This is a genomic window from Enterococcus sp. C50, from assembly GCF_040887505.1.
GTDB classification, from domain to species: domain Bacteria; phylum Bacillota; class Bacilli; order Lactobacillales; family Enterococcaceae; genus Enterococcus_B; species Enterococcus_B thailandicus.
This window is the reverse complement of record NZ_JBFOFW010000001.1, coordinates 489,323-511,602: the sequence shown is the minus strand read 5'-3', so window position 1 is coordinate 511,602 and position 22,280 is coordinate 489,323. Positions and strand designations below refer to the sequence as shown.

Annotated in this window: 14 protein-coding genes; 11 read left to right on the top strand and 3 right to left on the bottom strand. The window is 38.1% G+C overall.

Features of this window, described 5'->3' with window-relative positions; genetic code table 11:
* Nucleotide 1 precedes the first annotated feature (1 nt).
* Complete coding sequence (locus AB3I20_RS02205) at nucleotides 2-1,495, bottom strand: amino acid ABC transporter substrate-binding protein/permease (protein ID WP_368026874.1); 1,494 nt, start codon at nucleotides 1,493-1,495, stop codon at nucleotides 2-4.
* Between the two features lie 258 nt (nucleotides 1,496-1,753).
* Here AB3I20_RS02205 and uvrB point away from each other — a divergent pair, with 258 nt between their 5' ends.
* The 7 genes from uvrB to whiA all read left to right on the top strand — a co-directional run bounded on the left by uvrB (nucleotide 1,754) and on the right by whiA (nucleotide 11,886).
* A complete protein-coding gene (gene uvrB / locus AB3I20_RS02200) occupies nucleotides 1,754-3,748 on the top strand; it encodes an excinuclease ABC subunit UvrB (RefSeq protein WP_067484275.1) in 1,995 nt (664 codons plus the stop codon).
* Between the two features lie 16 nt (nucleotides 3,749-3,764).
* Entirely contained in the window at nucleotides 3,765-6,590 is a 2,826-nt protein-coding gene (gene uvrA, locus AB3I20_RS02195) for an excinuclease ABC subunit UvrA (RefSeq protein WP_067484278.1), read from the top strand.
* A gap of 264 nt (nucleotides 6,591-6,854) precedes the next feature.
* On the top strand, nucleotides 6,855-8,120 hold the full coding sequence (locus AB3I20_RS02190) for a D-aspartate ligase (RefSeq protein ID WP_172843722.1): 1,266 nt from the start codon (nucleotides 6,855-6,857) through the stop codon (nucleotides 8,118-8,120).
* 2 nt (nucleotides 8,121-8,122) lie between these two features.
* Nucleotides 8,123-8,845 carry an amino acid racemase gene (locus AB3I20_RS02185; protein ID WP_067484284.1) on the top strand — a complete coding sequence of 241 codons (723 nt, stop codon included), beginning with the start codon at nucleotides 8,123-8,125 and terminating at the stop codon, nucleotides 8,843-8,845.
* A 193-nt stretch (nucleotides 8,846-9,038) separates the two neighbouring features.
* Nucleotides 9,039-9,923 (top strand): RNase adapter RapZ, encoded by an 885-nt coding sequence (gene rapZ, locus AB3I20_RS02180; protein ID WP_067484287.1) that lies wholly within the window; start codon nucleotides 9,039-9,041, stop codon nucleotides 9,921-9,923.
* Complete coding sequence (gene yvcK / locus AB3I20_RS02175) at nucleotides 9,920-10,918, top strand: YvcK family protein (protein WP_075491014.1); 999 nt, start codon at nucleotides 9,920-9,922, stop codon at nucleotides 10,916-10,918. Before rapZ ends, yvcK begins: the two co-directional genes overlap by 4 nt.
* Before the next feature lie 32 nt (nucleotides 10,919-10,950).
* Nucleotides 10,951-11,886 carry a DNA-binding protein WhiA gene (gene whiA, locus AB3I20_RS02170; protein ID WP_067484292.1) on the top strand — a complete coding sequence of 312 codons (936 nt, stop codon included), beginning with the start codon at nucleotides 10,951-10,953 and terminating at the stop codon, nucleotides 11,884-11,886.
* Nucleotides 11,887-11,973: 87 nt separating this feature from the next.
* On the opposite strand, the gene AB3I20_RS02165 is transcribed toward whiA, so the two are convergent.
* Complete coding sequence (locus AB3I20_RS02165; protein ID WP_075491016.1) at nucleotides 11,974-12,489, bottom strand: DsbA family protein; 516 nt, start codon at nucleotides 12,487-12,489, stop codon at nucleotides 11,974-11,976.
* 204 nt (nucleotides 12,490-12,693) lie between these two features.
* Here AB3I20_RS02165 and nifJ point away from each other — a divergent pair, with 204 nt between their 5' ends.
* The 4 genes from nifJ (at nucleotide 12,694) to glmM (ending at nucleotide 20,015) form a co-directional block, all read left to right on the top strand.
* Entirely contained in the window at nucleotides 12,694-16,377 is a 3,684-nt protein-coding gene (nifJ, locus tag AB3I20_RS02160) for a pyruvate:ferredoxin (flavodoxin) oxidoreductase (protein ID WP_368026873.1), read from the top strand.
* Between the two features lie 189 nt (nucleotides 16,378-16,566).
* Nucleotides 16,567-17,454 (top strand): diadenylate cyclase CdaA, encoded by an 888-nt coding sequence (gene cdaA / locus AB3I20_RS02155; RefSeq protein WP_067484300.1) that lies wholly within the window; start codon nucleotides 16,567-16,569, stop codon nucleotides 17,452-17,454.
* A complete protein-coding gene (locus AB3I20_RS02150; RefSeq protein WP_368026871.1) occupies nucleotides 17,451-18,590 on the top strand; it encodes a YbbR-like domain-containing protein in 1,140 nt (379 codons plus the stop codon). Before cdaA ends, AB3I20_RS02150 begins: the two co-directional genes overlap by 4 nt.
* Before the next feature lie 69 nt (nucleotides 18,591-18,659).
* On the top strand, nucleotides 18,660-20,015 hold the full coding sequence (glmM, locus tag AB3I20_RS02145; RefSeq protein ID WP_071868495.1) for a phosphoglucosamine mutase: 1,356 nt from the start codon (nucleotides 18,660-18,662) through the stop codon (nucleotides 20,013-20,015).
* Between the two features lie 186 nt (nucleotides 20,016-20,201).
* Here the strand turns inward: glmM and glmS are convergent, their stop codons facing one another.
* Complete coding sequence (gene glmS / locus AB3I20_RS02140) at nucleotides 20,202-22,010, bottom strand: glutamine--fructose-6-phosphate transaminase (isomerizing) (RefSeq protein ID WP_368026870.1); 1,809 nt, start codon at nucleotides 22,008-22,010, stop codon at nucleotides 20,202-20,204.
* Nucleotides 22,011-22,280: the final 270 nt, after the last annotated feature.

The window sequence follows — 22,280 nt, the reverse complement described above, 5'->3', positions numbered from 1 at the left end:
CTTACTTCACCTTCTTTTCTAAAACTTTCGCTAATTTTGTTAAAGCGGTAATCAAAACTAAATACATGATTGCAATGATTAGGTAAACGTACGTACTTTGGGTTGTACGGGCAACGATAATTTTACCAGCTTGAAGTAATTCGACAACACCAATTGCAGAGATGATTGTTGTATCCTTCAATGAGATAACGAACTGGTTAACGAATGAAGGGAGCATGATTCGAATTGCTTGTGGCAAGATGATTTTTTGCATCGTTCGATTATAAGATAAACCTAAACTTCTTGAAGCTTCCATTTGTCCGACAGGAACAGCATTGATTCCGCCACGAACGATTTCTGCAATATAAGCACTCGCGTTTAATGTCAATGTAATAACGCCGGCAATGAAATCAGGGATTGTAAATCCAACGATACCAGGTAAGCCAAAGAAAATGAAGAAGGCAAGTACCATCATTGGAATTCCGCGAATCACATCAACGTAAATGGTTGCGATTGTGCGTAACGCACGAATTGGTGAAGCGCTGAATAAGCCGAAAATGACACCAACAACTAATGCTAAAGCAAATGATACCAAAGCAAGTACGATCGTCATCCAGAAACCGCGTAATAGTGGTTTATAATTGTTTTTGATCAAGCCGATGATTGTTGATTCATCTTTGGTTGAATCGGCTGACTCATTTGAAGTAGCTACATACTTGTCGATGATTTTGTCATAAGCTCCTGTACGTTTTAACTCTTTAAGACCTTCATTGAACATTGCTAAAAGTTCTTGATTTTCACCTTTTTTTACTGCAAAGGCATACTTACCGCCAGATTCTTTTGCAATCGGTGTATCAATTTTTTGGCCTTGTTTGATGGCATAACCAAGGACAGGATAGTCATCCATTATTGCGTCAATCGCACCAACTTTTAACCCATCGTATAGTTGGTCAGCAGCATCAAAGTATTTGATTTTATAGCCATATTCTTCTTCGTGATTACTTAGAAATTCAGCACTTTCGGTTCCGACTTTGGCACCAACTGTTTTTCCTTTTAAATCTTTGTAGGCTTTAATGGATGTATCACCTTGTTTTACACCTAACTGGATTCCGCTATCGAAATAAGTGTCAGAAAAGTCGTAACTTTGTTTACGCTCATCTGTGACGGTCATTCCAGCAATCATGCCATCAGCTTGACCAGATTCTAACGCTTGCAAAGCAGCAGAAAAACCGCGGTAGTCCATTTGGATATTAAATCCTTGAAGCTCAGAAATCTGTTTCATTAATTCAACATCGATTCCTTCATACTTGCCATCTGTATTTTGAAACTCGAATGGTGCAAAGGCAGAGTCGCTAGCAACGACGTATTTGTCTTTTTTGGGTTGAATCGTTTGCATCGTCTCGGCGGTGCTTGATTCCGTATTTTTTGTTTCTGCTTGGGCAGGATTGCTAGTTGCAAGTGTGACAAATCCTACCATTATGAAAATGAACGAGTAGAATAAATGCTTTCTTTTCATAATTACCTCCTAAATTCTCAATATCTGTTTATTATAGGGGAAAAGTAATAAATCAGACAAGTTCTGAAGCTTAAAAAAATGAAAAAAGCGACAAAACCTAACAATCAATGTTATAAAACCTAACATCTGCAGTCGAGGGAAAGAAGTGGCGAAAGTATGTTCGGTGTGTTATAATTTTTTAGTAAGGAATGCCTTTGCTTTCCTTTTCTTTTTGCAAGTCATAAAATGAAAAGGAATGAATGAAAAGGGGGACGAAAAATGATTGAAAGAGATACCTCTCAACGATTTGAGCTTGTCTCGAAGTACCAACCAGCGGGGGATCAACCTGAAGCGATACGCCAATTAGTTGATGGTGTTGTTGGTGGGAAAAAAGCGCAAATCTTATTAGGTGCAACCGGTACGGGGAAGACCTATACGATTTCCAATGTGATCCAGGAAGTAAATAAACCAACATTGATTATTGCACATAATAAAACTTTAGCTGGACAATTATATGGAGAGTTTAAAGAATTCTTTCCAAAAAACGCGGTTGAATATTTTGTTTCCTATTATGATTACTATCAGCCAGAAGCGTATGTTCCATCTAGTGATACTTATATTGAAAAGGACTCAAGTGTCAATGACGAAATTGATAAGTTACGTCATTCGGCTACGAGTTCCCTTTTAGAGCGAAACGATACGATTGTGATTGCATCTGTTTCTTGTATTTTCGGATTAGGTTCACCTTTTGAGTATCAAAAGCAAGTTGTTTCGGTTCGACAAGGAGCAGAACTTGACCGTAATCAATTGATTCGTAATTTAGTTGGGATTAATTTTGAACGAAATGATATTGACTTTCAGCGTGGTCGGTTCCGAGTGCGTGGTGACGTGGTGGAAATTTTTCCAGCTTCACGTGATGAACGTGCTTTGAGAGTCGAATTTTTTGGTGATGAAGTCGAACGGATTCGTGAAGTAGATGCATTAACTGGCGAAGTGCTTGGAGAAACAGAACATGTCGCTATTTTTCCGGCTACTCACTTTGTAACAAATGATGAGCATATGGAACAAGCCGTTGCGAATATCAAAACTGAACTAGAGTTGCGCTTAAAAGTGTTACGAGAAGATAATCAGTTATTAGAAGCACAACGATTGGAACAACGAACAAATTATGATATTGAGATGATGTTGGAGATGGGCTACACTTCAGGAATCGAAAACTATTCGCGTCATATGGATGGCCGAAAAGAAGGAGAGCCACCTTATACGTTACTTGATTTCTTTCCAGAAGATTTCTTGATTGTCATTGATGAGTCCCATGTAACGATGCCTCAAATTCGCGGGATGTATAACGGTGACCGAGCAAGAAAGCAAATGTTGGTTGATTATGGTTTCCGTTTGCCTTCAGCACTTGACAATCGGCCGTTGAGATTAGAAGAATTTGAGCAACATGTCCATCAAATTATCTATGTTTCAGCTACACCGGGACCTTATGAACATGAGCAAACAGATACAGTGATCCAGCAAATTATTCGTCCAACCGGTTTATTAGATCCAGTGATTGAAGTTCGCCCTATCATGGGACAAATTGATGATTTGGTTGGTGAAATCAATGAACGCGTGGAGAAAAACGAACGTGTTTTTGTGACGACCTTAACGAAAAAAATGTCTGAGGACTTGACGGATTACTTTAAAGAGCTTGGTATCAAAGTTAAATATCTACACAGTGATATCAAAACACTTGAAAGAACGGAAATCATTCGTGACTTACGTTTAGGTGAATTTGATGTTTTAGTTGGGATTAATTTATTGCGTGAAGGATTAGATGTCCCTGAAGTTTCGTTGGTAGCCATTTTAGATGCTGATAAAGAGGGCTTCTTGAGAAGTGAGCGTTCACTTGTCCAAACAATTGGACGTGCAGCGCGAAATTCAGAAGGTAAAGTAATTATGTATGCTGATAAAATAACGGACTCCATGCGATCAGCAATGGATGAAACGGCACGGAGACGTTCGATTCAAGAAGCTTATAATGAAGAACATGGGATCGTACCGAAAACGATTATCAAAGAAATTCGTGATTTGATTTCTATTACGAAAGAGGCAAAAGATGAATCAAAAGGAACCGTTCAAGTTTCTTACAATGAAATGAGTCGAAAAGAAAAAGCTGATTTACTGATGAAATTAGAAAAAGAAATGAAAGATGCTGCGAAAGCTTTAGATTTTGAAACTGCCGCTAATTTACGTGATACGATTTTAGAATTGAAAGCAGCAGAGTAAAGAGCAGGAGGACGAGATGGCTAACGATAAAATTATTATTCATGGCGCCAGAGCGCACAACTTAAAAAATGTAGATGTAACAATTCCAAGAGATAAATTTGTAGTAATTACAGGGTTATCTGGTTCTGGGAAAAGCTCATTAGCTTTCGATACACTTTATGCAGAGGGACAACGACGTTATGTCGAAAGTCTCTCAGCCTATGCTCGTCAGTTTTTGGGACAAATGGATAAACCAGATGTTGATAGTATCGATGGCTTAAGTCCGGCGATTTCGATTGACCAAAAAACGACAAGTAAAAATCCTCGTTCAACGGTAGGAACAGTAACGGAAATCAATGATTATCTGCGTTTGCTTTTTGCTCGTGTGGGACACCCAATCTGTCCTAATGACCACATTGAGATTACCAGTCAATCGGTTGAACAAATGGTTGATCAAGTATTGGAATTGCCAGAACGGACAAAAATCCAAATTTTAGCACCAATTGTTGCAAAGAAAAAAGGGCAACATAAAAAAGTATTTGAGCGAATCCAAAAAGAAGGTTACGTTCGTGTACGAGTGGATGGCGATACCTTTGATATTACTGAGGCTCCTGAACTAGAAAAGAATAAAAAACATGATATTGCGATTGTTATTGACCGAATTGTGGTAAAAGAGGGCATTCGTTCACGTTTGTTCGATTCTTTTGAAGCAGCATTACGTTTGGCAGATGGATATGCCTTGGTTGATGTGATTGGTGAAGAAGAAATGTTATTCAGTGAACATTACTCTTGCCCGTATTGTGGCTTTACAGTTGGTGAACTAGAACCACGACTATTTTCATTCAATGCGCCATTTGGAGCTTGTCCAGATTGTGATGGACTTGGTTTGAAATTAGAAGTTGACCAAGATTTAGTTATTCCTGATCGTGCGAAGACCTTGGCTGAAGGAGCAATTGTTCCATGGAATCCAATTAGTTCTCAATACTATCCTCAAATGTTGGCGCAAGCGTGTGAAAGCTATGGAATTGATATGAACACACCGTTTGATGAGTTGCCAACAGAGCATCAAGAAATTGTTTTGAATGGGACGGATGAATTATTCCATTTCCATTACGAAAATGATTTTGGTGGTGTGCGTGATGTTGAAGCTTCTTTTGAAGGCGTACTAAAGAATATCGCGCGTCGTTACCAAGAAACAAGTAGTGATTTTACGAGAGAACAAATGCGTCAATATATGACTGAATTAACTTGTCAAACATGTAAAGGATTACGTTTAAATCCGCAAGCATTGTCTGTCAAAATTAATGGAACAAATATTGGTGAAACAAATGAATTGTCAATCAAAAAGGCAGTTGACTTCTTCTCTGATTTAACTTTATCAGAACAAGAAACGATGATTGCTAAACCAATTTTAAAAGAAGTTAATGATCGACTATCATTCTTAGAAAATGTTGGCTTGGAATATTTAACTTTGAGTCGGGCTTCTGGAACACTATCTGGTGGGGAAGCGCAACGTATTCGCTTAGCTACCCAAATTGGCTCAAATCTTTCCGGTGTTCTGTATATTTTGGATGAGCCATCGATTGGATTGCATCAACGTGATAATGATCGTTTGATTGGTTCATTGAAGAAAATGAGAGATTTAGGAAATACCTTGATTGTTGTGGAACATGATGAAGATACCATGCGAGCAGCTGATTATCTGATTGATGTAGGACCAGGCGCGGGTGAGCAAGGCGGACAAATCGTTGCAGCTGGTACACCTGCGGAAGTTGCGAAGGATCCTCATTCGTTAACAGGACAATATCTTTCAGGGAAAAAGAAAATTGCTGTGCCAACAACGCGTCGTCAAGGAAATGGTGAAGCAATTAAAATTACTGGAGCAGCAGAAAATAATTTGAAAAATGTGACCGTGGAGTTTCCTTTAGCAGAATTTGTGGCAGTCACTGGTGTCTCTGGTTCTGGAAAAAGTACTTTAGTTAATGGTATTTTGAAAAAAGCTCTTGCACAAAAATTAAATCGAAATTCAGCTAAACCGGGTAAATTCAAAACGATTTCTGGCTATGAAACGATTGAAAAAATCATTGATATCGATCAAAGCCCGATTGGTCGGACACCAAGAAGTAATCCAGCAACCTATACAAGTGTCTTTGACGATGTTCGTGATCTTTTTGCACAAACAAACGAAGCCAAAATGCGTGGCTATAAAAAAGGGCGCTTTAGTTTTAACGTAAAAGGTGGCCGATGTGAAGCTTGTCGGGGTGACGGAATCATCAAAATCGAGATGCACTTTTTACCGGATGTCTATGTTCCTTGTGAAGTTTGTCATGGAAAACGATACAATTCTGAAACATTGGAAGTACGTTATAAAGGGAAAAACATTGCTGATATTTTAGAAATGACTGTTGAAGATGCTGTAGAATTCTTCCAACATATTCCTAAGATTCATCGTAAATTAAAGACAATCGTGGATGTTGGTTTGGGTTATATTACAATGGGGCAACCGGCAACAACATTATCCGGTGGGGAAGCACAACGGATGAAGTTAGCCAGTGAGCTACATAAAATATCTAACGGAAAGAATTTTTATATTCTTGATGAGCCAACGACTGGACTACATGCAGATGATATTGCACGCTTACTAGATGTTTTGCAACGTCTAGTGGATGCAGGAAATACAGTATTAGTGATTGAGCATAACTTAGATGTCATCAAAACGGCAGATTACATCATTGATTTGGGACCAGAAGGTGGTGATGGTGGCGGAACGATTTTAGCCACTGGAACACCAGAAGATATTGTCCAAGTAAAAGAGAGTTATACTGGGCGATACCTAGAAAAAGTGATGAATGAAAAGGTCTAAAAATTAAAAAATGGTGATATGGTTAAAAAAACTTTAAAAGATGATAAAACACTTGTTTTTTTAGATAGCATCTTCTAAAATACATTACAAGGTAGTTCTTTCTACACTGAATTGGTATAGATAAAAACTTCCTATAAGTTCAATCCGTTCAAAAAAGAATTGAGCAATCGGAGGAGTTTCCTTTGATTGCTTTTTTCTTTATGGTATGATATTCCTTGTGTAGTTAAATAAAGAATCAGTAGATTAATGAGTAAGTGAGAGATTGTGATGAATAGTAATGTAAATGAAGAATTTGTTCCTATATTATTAGGAAGTGATATGAACGTCTATGGTATGGCACGTTCATTTAATGAAGCTTATGGTAAAGTGTGTCAAGCATATGCTTCAAACCAACTTGCGCCAACTCGTTACAGCAACATCGTGAGTGTCGAAGTAATTCCAGGTTTTGATAAGGATCCAGTTTTTATCGAAACGATGCTACGCTTGGCAAAAGAAAAATATTCAGATCAAAGTAAAAAATATTTGTTGATTGCTTGTGGAGATGGATATGCAGAGTTGATTTCTCAACATAAAGAAGAACTTTCAGCATACTTTATTTGTCCGTATATTGATTATTCATTATTCGAACGATTAATTAATAAAGTAAGCTTTTATGAAGTTTGCGAAGAATATCAACTTCCTTATCCCAAAACATTGATTGTTAGAGAACCAATGTTAGTGAATGGCCGCTTGGAACAAGACTTGCCATTTGAGTTTCCAGTAGCGTTAAAACCAGCAAATAGTGTAGAGTATCTTTCTATTCAATTTGAAGGACGAAAAAAAGCATTTATTATCGATAATCGTGAAGAATTTGACTTGATTTTAGGACGAATTTACGAAGCCGGATATACAAGTGAAATGATTGTTCAAGATTTCATTCCTGGAGATGACAGCAATATGCGCGTGTTAAATGCCTATGTTGATGAAAATCATCAGGTTCGGATGATGTGTTTGGGACATCCACTTTTGGAAGATCCAACACCTGCATCAATCGGTAATTATGTCGTAATCATGCCTGATTACAATGAAAAAATTTACCAGACAATCAAGAAATTTTTGGAAACAATCGAGTATACTGGTTTTGCGAATTTTGATATGAAATATGATCCACGCGATGGAGAATACAAATTATTTGAAATCAACTTACGTCAAGGACGTAGTAGCTTCTTTGTTACGTTGAATGGGCTAAATTTAGCGCGCTTCGTTACAGAAGACAGAGTATTCCATGAACCATTTACAGAAACTATTTATGGTACGAAAGATTCCGCAGACGCAAAACTATGGCTGGGCGTACCAAAAAAAATCTTTTTAACATATGCTAGAGAGAACGAAGATAAAAAAATTGCAGAAAAAATGATTCAGGAAAAACGTTTTGGTACAACTGTATTTTATGATGGCGATCGTTCATTGAAACGATGGGTACTAATGAAATATATGTTCCATAACTATATTCCTCGATTCAAAAAATATTTTCATGTGAAAGAAGGCTAGTCATGGAGAATTTTTTCAGTATTTTGGGCGGTATGGGAACAATGGCAACGGAGAGTTTTGTCCGCTTGATCAATCACCGCACGAATGCAACTAGGGACCAAGAATATCTAAACTATGTATTGTTCAATCATGCAACGGTACCGGATCGAACTGCTTATATTTTAGATCGTGAGAAGGAAAATCCAATTCCTTATTTGCTGGATGATATTGAAAAGCAAAACCTACTACAGCCAAACTTTATCGTATTGACTTGTAATACAGCACATTATTTTTTTGATGAGCTACAAGCAGCAACAAATATCCCAATCTTGCATATGCCAAGAGAAGCAGCCAACGAGTTAGTTCGTCAACAAACGACTGGTTCAGTAGCTATCTTAGGGACAGAAGGTAGCATGAAGGCAGGAATTTATGAGCGTGAAGTGAGACAATTAGGCTTTGACGTAGTGACTCCTGATGACAAACTACAAGCGAAAATCAATCATTTGATTTATCATGATATCAAAGAATCAGACTATTTAAATGAAGCTTTGTACTATGAAATTTTAGAGGAAGCGGTCGGACAGCTAAACTGTGAAAAAATCATTTTGGGTTGTACCGAATTATCATTGATGCAAGAATTTGCTTCTGATAATACGTACCCAGTGATTGATGCACAATCAATTTTGGCTGATCGAACAATTGAACTAGCAGAAAAATTTCGGGAACAATCTTCTAATGCTAAATAGTAGCGACAATTAATTGAATCGGTAACGATAGAAAAACTTGGAGCAAGTATCATCATTTGTGGTATTTGGTCCAAGTTTTTTGTAACAACAGGTTATTTTTCCATGAAAATTCCATAAATAGGAAAGATATAGCTAGCGATGATACGCCCGGAATGATATAATTTAAATGACAATTAGAGAGGGGTTCGAGAAGATGGCTGAAAATTTACAACTCGTAATTATTACAGGAATGAGCGGCGCAGGAAAAACTGTGGCGATACAAAGTTTTGAGGACATGGGATACTTTTGTATTGATAACATGCCTCCAAGATTGATTCCTAAATTTTGGGAACTAATCAAAGAATCTGGAAAGGTAACAAAAATGGCATTAGGTGTCGATTTACGTTCTCGTTCATTCTTTGAAGAAATTCAAAAAATGTTGATTGAAATTGTCAATACGGATTTCATTGATACTTCGATTCTGTTCTTAGATGCTTCAGATGAAGAATTAGTAGCCCGCTACAAAGAAACTCGTCGTACCCATCCGATGGCAATGGATGGCCTAGTAACTGAAGGAATCCGTAAAGAACGTGCAATTTTAAATGAATTAAAGGTGCAAGCATCCGTTGTTATCGATACGACAACGATGACGCCACGCCAATTAAGAGAAAAAATCATTGCTACGTTCAAAACGCAAGAAGATCAAGGCTTCCGAATTGAATTTGTTTCTTTTGGATTCAAATACGGGTTACCGATTGATTCAGATATTGTGATGGATGTGCGTTTTTTGCCAAATCCTCATTACATTCCAGAGTTACGCCCGTTAACTGGAATGGATCAACCCGTTTATGATTATGTGATGTCGTTTACTGAAACAGAGGATTTTTATAGTCAATTTCTTCATTTATTGGAGACTGTTTTGCCGGGATATGTCAAAGAAGGAAAGAGCAGCTTGACTGTTGCAATTGGTTGTACCGGCGGACAACATCGTTCAGTTGCTTTAACAGAACGTTTATCAAAAGCGTTGAGTGAAAATTATAAAGTGAATGTTACGCACCGTGACAAAGATAAGCGGAAAGAGACGGTGAATCGCTCTTGAATATGAAGACCTATCGAATTAGAAAACCAAAAATTGTGGTAGTCGGGGGTGGAACGGGTCTCCCAGTTATCTTGAAAAGTTTACGCAATCAAGGCGCAGACTTAACGGCCATTGTAACAGTGGCGGATGATGGAGGAAGTAGTGGTGCAATTCGGGAATCAATTTCAATGGCACCACCTGGTGATTTGCGAAACGTATTGGTGGCACTTTCTGATATGCCTCAGTTTTATGAAGATATTTTTCAATATCGTTTTAAGAAAGAGGATCAATTCTTAGCTAATCATAGTATTGGTAACTTGATTATTGCGGCTGTTTCAGAAATGAGAGGTAGTACGTACGATGCGATTCAGTTATTGTCGAGAATGATGCACGTAGATGGGCATATTTATCCATCGTCTGAAACACCTTTAACGCTCCATGCTGTATTTAAAGATGGAACAACAGCTGTTGGTGAATCAAAAATTGCGTTAGATCGTAAAACGATTGACCATGTCTTTGTGCGAAATACGACGGACGATCAAGTAGCAAAAGCAGCGCGTAAAGTTGTGAACGCTATTGCGGAAGCAGATATGGTTGTACTTGGTCCGGGAAGTTTGTTTACGAGTATCTTGCCCAACTTAGTTATTCCTGAAATCGGCGAAGCAATCGTTAAAACAAAAGCAGAAGTTGTTTACATCTGTAATATCATGACGCAAAAAGGTGAAACGGAACATTTCACTGATGCGGATCACATACGTGTGTTGCACGAACACTTACAGGAGAAATTTATTGATACGGTGTTGGTGAATACAGAAAAGGTACCAGAAGATTACATGGATCCTGAAATCTATGATGAATACCTTGTTCAGGTTCAGCATGATTTTAGCGGGCTTAGAAATGAAGGTTGTCGCGTTATTTCAACTGATTTCTTGGAGTTGAAAAATGGTGGCGTGTTCCATGACGGCGAAAAAGTCGTTGAAGAACTTTTTCGGTTAGTTTTTGGCTCGAAATATTAGACTAGGATTGTGAAAGAAAGGAGGAGAATAGAATGTCATTTGCATCTGATGTAAAAAAAGAGTTGACTGGTTTGGAAGTTCATCGTGAACATGCAAAAGCAGAACTTGCTGCTTTGTTGCGAATGAACGGCTCTTTAGGCATTGTCAATCAGCAGTTCATTTTAAATGTTCAGACAGAAAATGCTGCGATTGCCCGACGTATCTATTCTCTTTTAAAAGATCATTATAATGTTCGAAGTGAGTTACTTGTTCGAAAAAAAATGAAATTAAAAAAGAATAATGTCTATATCGTTCGCTTGAAGCAGGGGACGAAAAATGTATTGATGGACTTGGATATTATGGATGGCTTGATGTTTAATGGTCATGTGTCTGATGAAATCATGGGAAATGCACAGAAAATGCGTTCTTACTTACGTGGTGCATTTATGGCATCTGGATCTGTGAACAATCCAGAGACAAGTCGTTATCATTTGGAAATTTTTTCCATTTATGAACAACATAATCAAGACATTTGTGACATGCTGAATTACTATGGCTTGCATGCACGAACACTTGAAAGACGTAATGGCTATATTTCCTACTTAAAAGGAGCAGAAAAAATTGCTGACTTTTTAACGTTGATTGGTGCGACAAATTCGATGTTGCGTTTTGAAGATGTTCGTATCGTTCGTGACATGAGAAACTCGGTTAATCGTTTGGTTAATTGTGAAACGGCGAATTTAAATAAGACGATTGATGCGGCATCTAAACAGATTGAAAATATTGAATTCATTGAAGCAAGAGTTGGTTTGCATGCTCTACCAGAAAAACTGCAAGAAATTGCTGAATTAAGGTTGCAACATCCAGAAGTCAGTTTGAAAGAATTAGGTGAGATGATTCCATCAGGAGCAATCTCAAAATCGGGCATCAATCATCGAATACGAAAGATCAATGATTTTGCTGAGAAGCTAAGAGAAGAAGCTGTGTGATTGACTCAATTAGCGTATTGATTGAGCGAATCACTGTTAATAAAAAAGGTGAACCAAGACGGAATTCGTTTTGGTTCACCTTTTTTATTAGTTGATTAAAGAAGTTAATTCGTCTAACGTGATGCTTTCGTCAAAAATAGTTTGATCGAGTATAATCGTTGGGACGAATTGAATATGCGCAGCATTTGCTTCGTCAATGATTGCTTTTGCCATTTCCATATCTGGTTGATAAGTCAATCCTAATTCTTGCGTTGCGTATTGCGCAACTTCTTCTAAAGAAAGTTCTTTCCATTGGTCTTGCATTTCAAAAATCTGTTTGATTTCTGCTAAAGCTTTTTTGCCGTCGTTAGCAGTAATGTGATGATGCATGACATTACCGCGTTGTAAACTTTCTTTTTCTTTATCAAAGAGTTTAATTAGACGATTGACTTTTCCTTCTTGTACAAATGAGTCAAGTGTCAAAAAAGATTCTTCAAACCATTTTTTACAATAAGGACAAGCAAGATTGAGAAACTCAATCGTTGTTTGTGGCGCTGCTGTATCTCCGTAGTAAATTCCTGTTGTTTCGTTTGTTTTTGTTGCATCAATAACTGAAATATCCATAGAAACACCTCCAAATACATTTTACCGATTCAAAATAAAAAAAGATAGCGTTTTGTTTTCGGAGGATTTCACAAAATATTTCTTATAAAAAAAGTGTTTTATGAAAGTATGTGAATAAATGCTCGAAATTTATTTTTATTCCCCTCAAGTTTACGGTATAATGAAGCAGATTACTCGAGAGAAACTGAACAAGGATGATGATAAATGCGAAAAATGAAAACCATGGATGGGAACACAGCCGCAGCATATATTTCCTATGCGTTTACCGAGTTAGCTGCTATCTATCCAATTACACCAAGTTCAACAATGGCAGAATTAGTCGATCAATGGTCGGCAGCAGGAAAGAAAAATATATTTGGTCAACCAGTTAAAGTTGTCGAAATGCAATCAGAAGCCGGCGCTGCTGGCGTGGTTCATGGCTCCTTAAAAACAGGTGCTTTGACGACTACTTATACAGCATCACAAGGATTGTTATTGATGATTCCAAACATGTACAAAATAGCAGGTGAATTATTGCCAAGCGTTTTTCATGTGGCAAGTCGAGCAGTGACAACTAATGCTTTAAATATTTTTGGCGATCATGGGGATGTCATGGCCGCTAGACAAACGGGATTTGCGATGCTATCAGAAAGTAGTGTCCAAGAAGTAATGGACTTAGCTCCAGTCGCACACTTAGCCTCGATTGAAGCAGAAATTCCTTTTATGAATTTTTTTGATGGCTTTCGAACGAGTCATGAAATTCAAAAAATCGAAGTGTTGGAATATGATGAATTAGCGCCATTGATTAATCAAGAAAAATTAGCAAAATTCCGTCAAAGGGCAATGAACCCGAATCATCCAACCGTTAGTGGAACGAATCAAAATCCTGATATCCATTTTCAACAAAGAGAAACGATTAACCAATATTATGATAAACTTCCAGAAATCGTTCAAAAATATATGCAAGAAATTAATCAGTTGAGAAATACTAATTATGATTTGGTTACGTATCATGGTGCAGAAGATGCAGAAGAAATCATTATTTCCATGGGATCTGTTGCACAGACGATTGAACAGACAGTCGAATATTTAAATAAAAATGGTCGTAAGGTTGGCTTTTTGAATATTCATTTATATCGACCATTCCCAGTTAAAAACTTGCTAGAAAAATTACCAAGTACGGTTAAATCGATTGCGGTTCTTGATCGAAGCAAAGAACCAGGAGCTGGTGGAGAACCATTACTATTAGACGTTCAAAGCGTAATGTATGACGCAGAAATACGTCCAACAATTATTGGTGGACGATATGGTTTGGGTTCAAAAGATGTCACGCCTGATCAAATCGTGACCGTCTTTGATGAATTAAAAAAAGAAAAAGCGCAAATGAAAACGCGCTTTACAATCGGAATTGTTGATGATGTTACGTATACTTCACTTGAAAAACGTGAAACACTTGATTTAACGAACCCAACAACTTATCAAGCAAAATTCTGGGGATTTGGCTCAGATGGAACAGTTGGTGCGAATAAATCTGCGATAAAAATCATTGGCGATCATACGAATAAGTATGCACAGGGGTATTTTCATTATGATTCAAAAAAATCAGGTGGCTTAACCGTCTCGCATCTTCGTTTTGGTGAAACGCCGATCCGTTCGACTTATCTAGTTGAACATGCTGATTTCATTGCATGCCATACGCCAGCTTACTTGCATAGTTATGATTTGGTTAAAGGATTGAAACCTGGCGGAACATTCCTATTGAATACAATCTGGAGCGATGAGCAACTTGAAACACATTTACCAACGAAATTAAAAAAATATTTAGCACAAAATGACATCCAGTTTTATACAATCAATGCAATGAAACTTGCACAAGAAGTAGGACTTGGTCGGCGAATCAATACAGCAATGGAAACGGCCTTTTTTAAATTAGCTAATATTATTGAGTTTGAAGAAGTCTTGCCAATTTTAAAAGAAGAAGCGCTGAAAAGTTATGGGCATAAATCAATGACGATCGTTGAAAAAAATACACAAGCCATTGATCGAACAGTCGAGCTTCTTCACAAAGTGGATGTTCCAGAAAGTTGGAAAACGCTTGAAGTACCGCAAAAAGCCGCTCGTAAACAGTCAAGTTATGTAGAAGAAATTCTCGTACCTGTGAACGCACAAGAAGGCAATGAATTGTCGGTGGGAACATTAGTAAGAAATGGAATGACAGCAGGCGAAATGCCTGTTGGGACAGGTGCTGTTGAAAAACGTGGTGTCGCGCTTGAGGTGCCTGAATGGATCAGTGACCGTTGCACGATGTGTAATGAATGTGCCTTTGTTTGCCCGCACGCAGCAATTCGCCCATTTTTGGCAGATGAAGAGGAGATGGAAGAAGCACCAGAAGGGTTCATCGTTCGTGAAATGCGAGGCGCTGATGGCCAGAAATACCGAATCCAAGTTTCTGTGGAAGATTGCACAGGCTGTGGACTATGTGTGGAAGCTTGTCCTGCAAAAGGAAAAGCGTTAGTAATGAAACCTTACGAAGAACAAAAAGAACAAGCAGTGAATTGGGCGTTTGCCATGACATTACGTCAAAAAGAAAACCCGGTTAAAGGAAAAAACACTGTGTTATCAACTCAGTTCAATCAACCATTATTAGAATTCTCAGGTGCTTGTTCTGGTTGCGGTGAAACACCTTATGTGAAATTATTGACTCAAATGTTTGGGGATCGAATGATGATTGCTAACGCAACTGGTTGTTCTTCCATTTGGGGAGGAGCATCACCTGCTTCACCATATACGACAAATGAATGTGGACAAGGCCCAGCTTGGTCAAATTCATTATTAGAAGATAATGCCGAGTTTGGCTATGGGATGTTACTGGCTGCACAAACAAGACGTGAAGCTTTAGCGAAGTCGATGAGTGGAGTGCTACCAAAAGTTTCTTCAGAATTACGTTTATTGATGGAAGATTGGTTGAATCATTTGTTTGATAGTGAAGGCACACAACAACGGGCAGCAAAACTTCAAGCCGCGATAGAAGCAGAACTTGAAGCTGTTCCAGAATTAGCAATGATTTATCGCGAAAAAGATTTATTTGTAAAAAATAGCCAATGGATGATTGGTGGCGATGGTTGGGCATACGATATTGGTTTTGGTGGTATCGATCATGTGATTGCCAGTGGCGCAGATGTCAACATTTTGGTTTTGGACAATGAAGTTTATTCCAACACTGGTGGACAAACATCGAAAGCAACACCAGCTTCAGCGATTGCTAAATTTGCTGCCAGTGGGAAATATGCAGCGAAAAAAGATTTAGGCAAAATGGCGATGACTTATAATCATGTTTACGTTGCGCAAATCGCGTCGGGTGCAAACCAAATGCAAACAATCAAAGCATTTGAAGAAGCCGAAAAATTCCCTGGTCCATCTCTGATTATTGCATATACACCATGTATCACTCATGGCTTATTTGGTGGGATGAAAGAATCAATCAAGGAAGCAAAAGAAGCTGTATCTTCAGGTTATTGGTCACTGTATCGCTATAATCCGACTTTACTCGAAAAGGGAAAAAATCCAATGACATTGGACTATAAAAAGCCAAATTTTTCAACGATGGCAGAATTTATGCGTAAACAAGTTCGTTTTTCTTCATTAGAAAATACAAATCCGTTAATGGCTAAAGACCTATTTGAAAAAACTGTTCATGATGCAAAAAATCGCTTTTATAGTTATGCGTTGATGTCTGGTGAACTCGAAAAAATCAAAGCGAAGTTAGAACCTGAACTCGCTTCGAATACGCCTGAGAAAGAGCAAAAAGAGAAGCGTGTTAAAAAAGAAAGACCTGTTGATCTTGAAGCACAAGAACGACGAGCAAAACGGCGTGAAGAACGTGCAAAACGTCGTAAAGAACAAGAATAATGAAAAGAAAGACTTGCTAATGACGCCTTGAAGGTGAAAATTTAGTAAGTCTTTTTTTGACGAAAAAAGAAATTGTAACTTTCTTGAAAAAATTGTGATTTTATCTGGAAAAACGAAGCAGAAAACTCTTTAAAGAATAAACATATGATATAATGGGAAAGAAATCTCAAAAGAGAAGAGAGGCTTTTTATGTCATTTCAAATCGGGGAACTTTTTAATTTGAATTATTGGCAGCAAATGCTTTCCGGTGATTTTTTATCGCTAAACTTTTTTGTGAACATACTTGATATTCTGGTTGTCTGGTACTTGGTGTACAAACTGATCCAGCTGCTAAGAGGAACGAAGGCCATTCAATTACTAAAAGGGGTTGCGATTTTTATCGTGATTCGAATTTTAGCAGAAATAATTGGACTTCATACGCTATCCTGGTTGATGAATCAAGTCATTACCTATGGTGTTATCGCAGCAGTTGTCATTTTCCAACCTGAAATTCGTCGCGGGTTGGAGCATCTTGGAAGAAGTTCACTATTTAAGCAAACGAAGAGTGAACAGCAAGAAGATGAAAAAATGATTTTGTCATTCGATAAAGCGATCCAATATATGTCCAAGCGAAAAATTGGTGCATTGGTCACGATCGAACGTCATACAGGATTAGATGAGTATATTGAAACTGGGATTGCGTTAGATGCAGATATTACGGGGGAATTACTGATTAATATCTTCATTCCAAATACGCCGCTTCATGATGGGGCCGTTATTGTAAAAGACGGTAAAATTGCAGTGGCCAGCGCATATTTGCCTTTATCTGAAAGTATGTTGATCCCGAAAGAGTTTGGGACTCGTCACCGCGCAGCTGTCGGTATCAGTGAAGTCAGTGATGCGATTACGATCGTTGTCTCTGAAGAAACAGGAGATGTCAGTATCACTTTAGATAACGAATTGATTACTGGTCTATCTCAAGAAGAATATTTAGCAATCTTGCGTCGTGAATTGATTGCAGATGAAAAAACAAAGAACAGAAAAAATGTTCTTCAATCCTTCCTAGATGGCATGACTAAGGGAGGGGGTCGTAAATGATCTCAAAAGAAAAAAGGACCAGTATTTTCTATGGGTTTATTGCTTTATTGTTTAGTATCGTTTTGTATTTCAATGCAAACAATCAATCAACTCAAAGTGTCTTATCTGGTTCTGAGTCGTATACACAAACTGTGAGTGATGTGCCAATTCAGTTATCTTATGATTCTGAAAAATATTATATTCATGGATTTGTAAGTACGGCAAAAGTGAAACTTACTAGCGCTAATCGTGTTCAGTTAAATGCGGAATCAAATGTTGATACGCGAACGTTCCGTTTAAGTGCAGATTTAACTAAGTTGAGCGAAGGAACCCATGAAGTTTCACTAAGAGTCAGAAATCTTAGTAGTGCAGTGAATGCGAAAGTTGAACCAACCACAATCACGGTGACAATCGAAAAACGGGTGGAAAAAGATTTTGAAGTAACAACAATCTTGCCATCTGAAACGACACCTTCTGGTTATCAATTAGACACTGTTTCAGAAACACCAAAAAAAGTGTCGATTACGACAGGTGATAAAACATTAGCGGAAATCAACCAAGTGGTTGCTGAAGTCAATGCGTCGGACGTGACAGATGATGGTATCAATAGTAATGTAGCTGTGCAAGCTTTAAATAGCGCGGGAGAAGCGTTGAGTATCATTGCTGATCCAGTGCATGTAAGAGTACAAGCAGATGCAATCAAACCGACAAAAACGGTTCGTCTTTATGGAACACAGCAAGGTGTTCGTGCAGATGGTGTGAAAAGCTATGACTTTAATTTTTCAAAACTGGAAGCAGAAGTAACGGGAACCAGTGAGTTATTGGAACAACTGGGAGATAGTATCATCGTTCCAATCGACGTGTCAGGGATTACACATCGTTTGACGAGAGAGTATGAGATTCCGGTCAGTGATGGGCTAAGTGTTTCACCGAAAAAAGTGAGTGTCGAAATCACACCGGTGTTAGAAGAGACGACCAACAGAAGTTCATCTTCACGTTCAGAAAGCAGTGCAGATCGTACGTCAACAACACAATCTGGAACGGATACAACGAGAACGACAACACCATCAACTTCAAATTCGTCTTCAAGTTCAGATACACAAGCTACGAGTACTGAAGAATCGATAAACGAGACAGTTGATTCAACTCAAAACTAATGGATGAAACCGAACAATTGAATGGGAAAATTTCTTAGAAAATGAAGTTAAAGGAGCAAGTTAATCGTTATGGGTAAATATTTTGGAACGGACGGTGTCCGTGGAGAAGCAAATAAAGAGTTAACACCAGAATTAGCATTTAAATTAGGGCGTTATGGAGGCTATGTTTTAAGTCAACATGAAGTTGAAGGGAAACGTCCTCGAGTTTTAGTTGGTCGTGATACTCGTATTTCTGGCCAAATGCTTGAATCTGCATTAGTTGCAGGGTTGTTATCAGTAGGGATCGAAGTCTTTCAATTAGGCGTTATCTCAACACCAGGTGTAGCTTACTTGACTCGTTTACAAAAAGCGAGTGCTGGAGTAATGATTTCTGCATCGCACAATCCTGCACAAGATAATGGAATCAAATTCTTTGGAGCAGATGGATTCAAATTGGTGGATGACCAAGAATTAGAAATCGAAGCATTGCTTGATGCACCAACTGATGAGCTACCAAGACCTTCTGCTGAGGGATTAGGAACTGTCGAAGAATTTCCAGAAGGATTATTGAAGTATTCACAATTTTTAGTTCAAACAATCAATGGTGATTTGTCTGGGCTAACAGTTTGTGTTGATGCAGCAAATGGTGCAACAGCAACTTCTGTCAATCGTTTGTTTGCAGACCTGGAAACCGATTTCTACACAATGGGAACAAAACCAGATGGCTTGAATATCAACGACGGCGTTGGCTCAACACATCCAGAAAAATTAGCTGAGATGGTTGTTGAAAAAGGAGCAGATGTTGGTTTAGCTTTTGATGGCGATGGTGACCGAATCATTGCGGTTGATGAACTAGGAAATATTGTTGATGGTGATAAAATCATGTTTATCTGTGCAAAATACTTAGCAGAAAAAAATCGCTTGAAAAAAGATACAATCGTAACAACGGTTATGAGTAACTTAGGTTTCCACAAAGCGGTTGAAGGAATCGGTTTGAAAGATGTGATTACTCAAGTTGGCGATCGTTACGTAGTGGAAGAAATGCGTAAAAATGATTATAACTTTGGTGGGGAACAATCGGGTCACATGATTTTCCTAGATTTCAATACAACTGGTGATGGAATGTTATCTGGTATTCAATTGTTGAATATCATGAAACAAACAGGCAAAAAATTATCAGAACTTGCTGGTGAAGTAACGATTTATCCACAAAAATTAGTGAATATTCGTGTCAGCGATAAAAATGGAGCAATGGATGTTCCTGCAATCAAAGCAGTTATTGATGAAGCAGAAGCTGAAATGAATGGGGAAGGTCGTATCTTAGTTCGCCCTTCAGGAACAGAACCATTGTTACGTGTCATGGCAGAAGCACCAACGGATGAAAAAGTAAATTATTATGTTGATAAAATTGCTGCAGTCGTAAAAGCGGAAATTGGTATTGACTAATTAAATAAAGAGCTAAAGCGGATTTTTGCTTTGGCTCTTTTTCTTGCTAAACTCCTGCCCAAAAATAAAATTCCATGCGCAAAATGGTCTTTCGGTTTGTACATGTGTATTAAAAAGAAGTAGCCGTGAATTTTTCACGGCTACTTCTTTTTTGAATTGATTGGGGAAGACTAGAATTAGAATATTTTATTCAACGGTTACAGATTTTGCTAAGTTACGTGGCTTGTCAACGTCGAACCCGCGTAACAAAGTCGCATAGTAAGCAAGTAATTGGGTAGGGACAACAGTCGTTAATGGCGTGAAGAACGGATGAACGGTTGGTAAAACCAACTGATCATTTTCTTTTGCTAACGCTTCTGTTGAAATGACTAACGTGTTTGCACCACGGCTTTCAACTTCTTTTAAATTTCCGCGAGTGTGAGCACCAGTGATAGGATCACTAATAATCCCAATTACTGGGGTGCCTTCTTCGATTAAGGCAATCGTTCCGTGTTTTAATTCTCCGGCAGCAAAACCTTCTGCTTGGATGTAGCTGATTTCTTTTAATTTCAAAGCTGCCTCAAGAGAAACGTAATAGTCAGAGCCACGTCCAATATAAAAAGCGTTTCGCGTATCATTCAAGTAGGCAGTAGCTAGCTGTTCTAAATATTCTTTCTGAGTGATGATCGTTTCCATAGCAGTTGCTGCTAAACTTAGTTCATGGGCTACGTCAAAATCCAAAGAAAGCATGTTCTTGTTTTGATCGCCGACAGCTTTTGCTAATAATGTTAAAACAGCGATTTGAGCAGTATAAGCTTTTGTTGAAGCAACAGCAATTTCTGGCCCAGCATGTAATAAAACAGTGAAAGAAGCTTCTCTTGATAACGTAGATCCAGCTACATTCGTAATTGTTAATGAAGGAAGCCCAAGTTGATTGATTTTCACTAATACTTGTCGACTGTCAGCAGTCTCGCCACTTTGACTAAGAAAAATGAAAAATGGCTTTTTAGAAAGCAAAGGCATATGGTAACCAAATTCACTTGCTAAATGGACTTCAACCGGGATTCCTGTCAATGTTTCTAAAGCTTGTTTTCCAGCAAGACCTGCGTGGTAACTGGTACCACAAGCAACGATATAAATGCGGTCACTGACCGCGAGTGTTGTTACTAATTCTTGATCAAGTGCAATCTGATTCTCAGCTGTTACATAAGTTTGCGCAATTTTACGCATGATGATTGGCTGTTCATCAATTTCTTTGAGCATGTAATAAGGATAGGTTCCTTTTTCGATGTCAGAAGCGTCAACTTGTGCTTCAAAAGACTCACGAGTGATGATATCTCCTTGAAAATTTTGAATGGTTACGTCATCTGCCGTGATGAGAACCATTTCTTGGTCTTCGATTTCAACAAACGTTTTCGTTTGGACTAGCATTGCCATTGCATCACTGGCAATCACGTTAAAGCCGTTGCCTAACCCAATCAATAGAGGGCTTTTATTTTTGGCAACATAGATGACATCAGGAGTTGTGCGATCCACTAAACCAAACGCATAAGAACCTTTTGTTAGCTGAAGTGTCTTTAAGAAGGCTTCTTTAGTTGACAATCCATTATTAGCAAATACTTCAATTAAATGTGCAATGATTTCTGTATCTGTTTCACCAATCAATGTATGGTCAGCTAAATAAGTTTCTTTTAGTTCTTCAAAATTTTCGATCACACCATTGTGAACTAAAACAAAACGACCACTTTGTGATGTATGGGGATGGGCGTTTTTCTCTGAAGGTATTCCATGAGTTGCCCAACGTGTATGACCAATGCCAATTGTTCCAACAACTTCTGGCGTTAAGCGATCCTTTAAATTTTGGATTCGTCCTTGTGACTTAATCAAATAATCAGCAGAGTCATTTGCAACAAAAATACCGGCGGAGTCATAGCCGCGATATTCTAACTTTTCTAATCCGTTTACTAATCCAGGAGTTACATTTTCTAATCCAATCATTCCAACAATTCCGCACATAAAAAAACATCCTACTTTCTTCAATAAATTTGTCTGATGTTTCCAACTGCATGAGTATGTTTTTGTTCGATTCTCACAAATCGTTTTTTTCATACTCTGTAGAGTGCAGCTCCCTAGGGTCACCCGCCGAAACTTTCGATAAACCCTTTCCTCGTCATCTGGTTACCCAGATCTGGCGCTATCCTTAATGGTCTACTATTCTCCTTTTTCAAAAAAGTTTTGGAAACATTTAAAATAATAACTTTTATTGGGCATATTTGTCAATAAAAA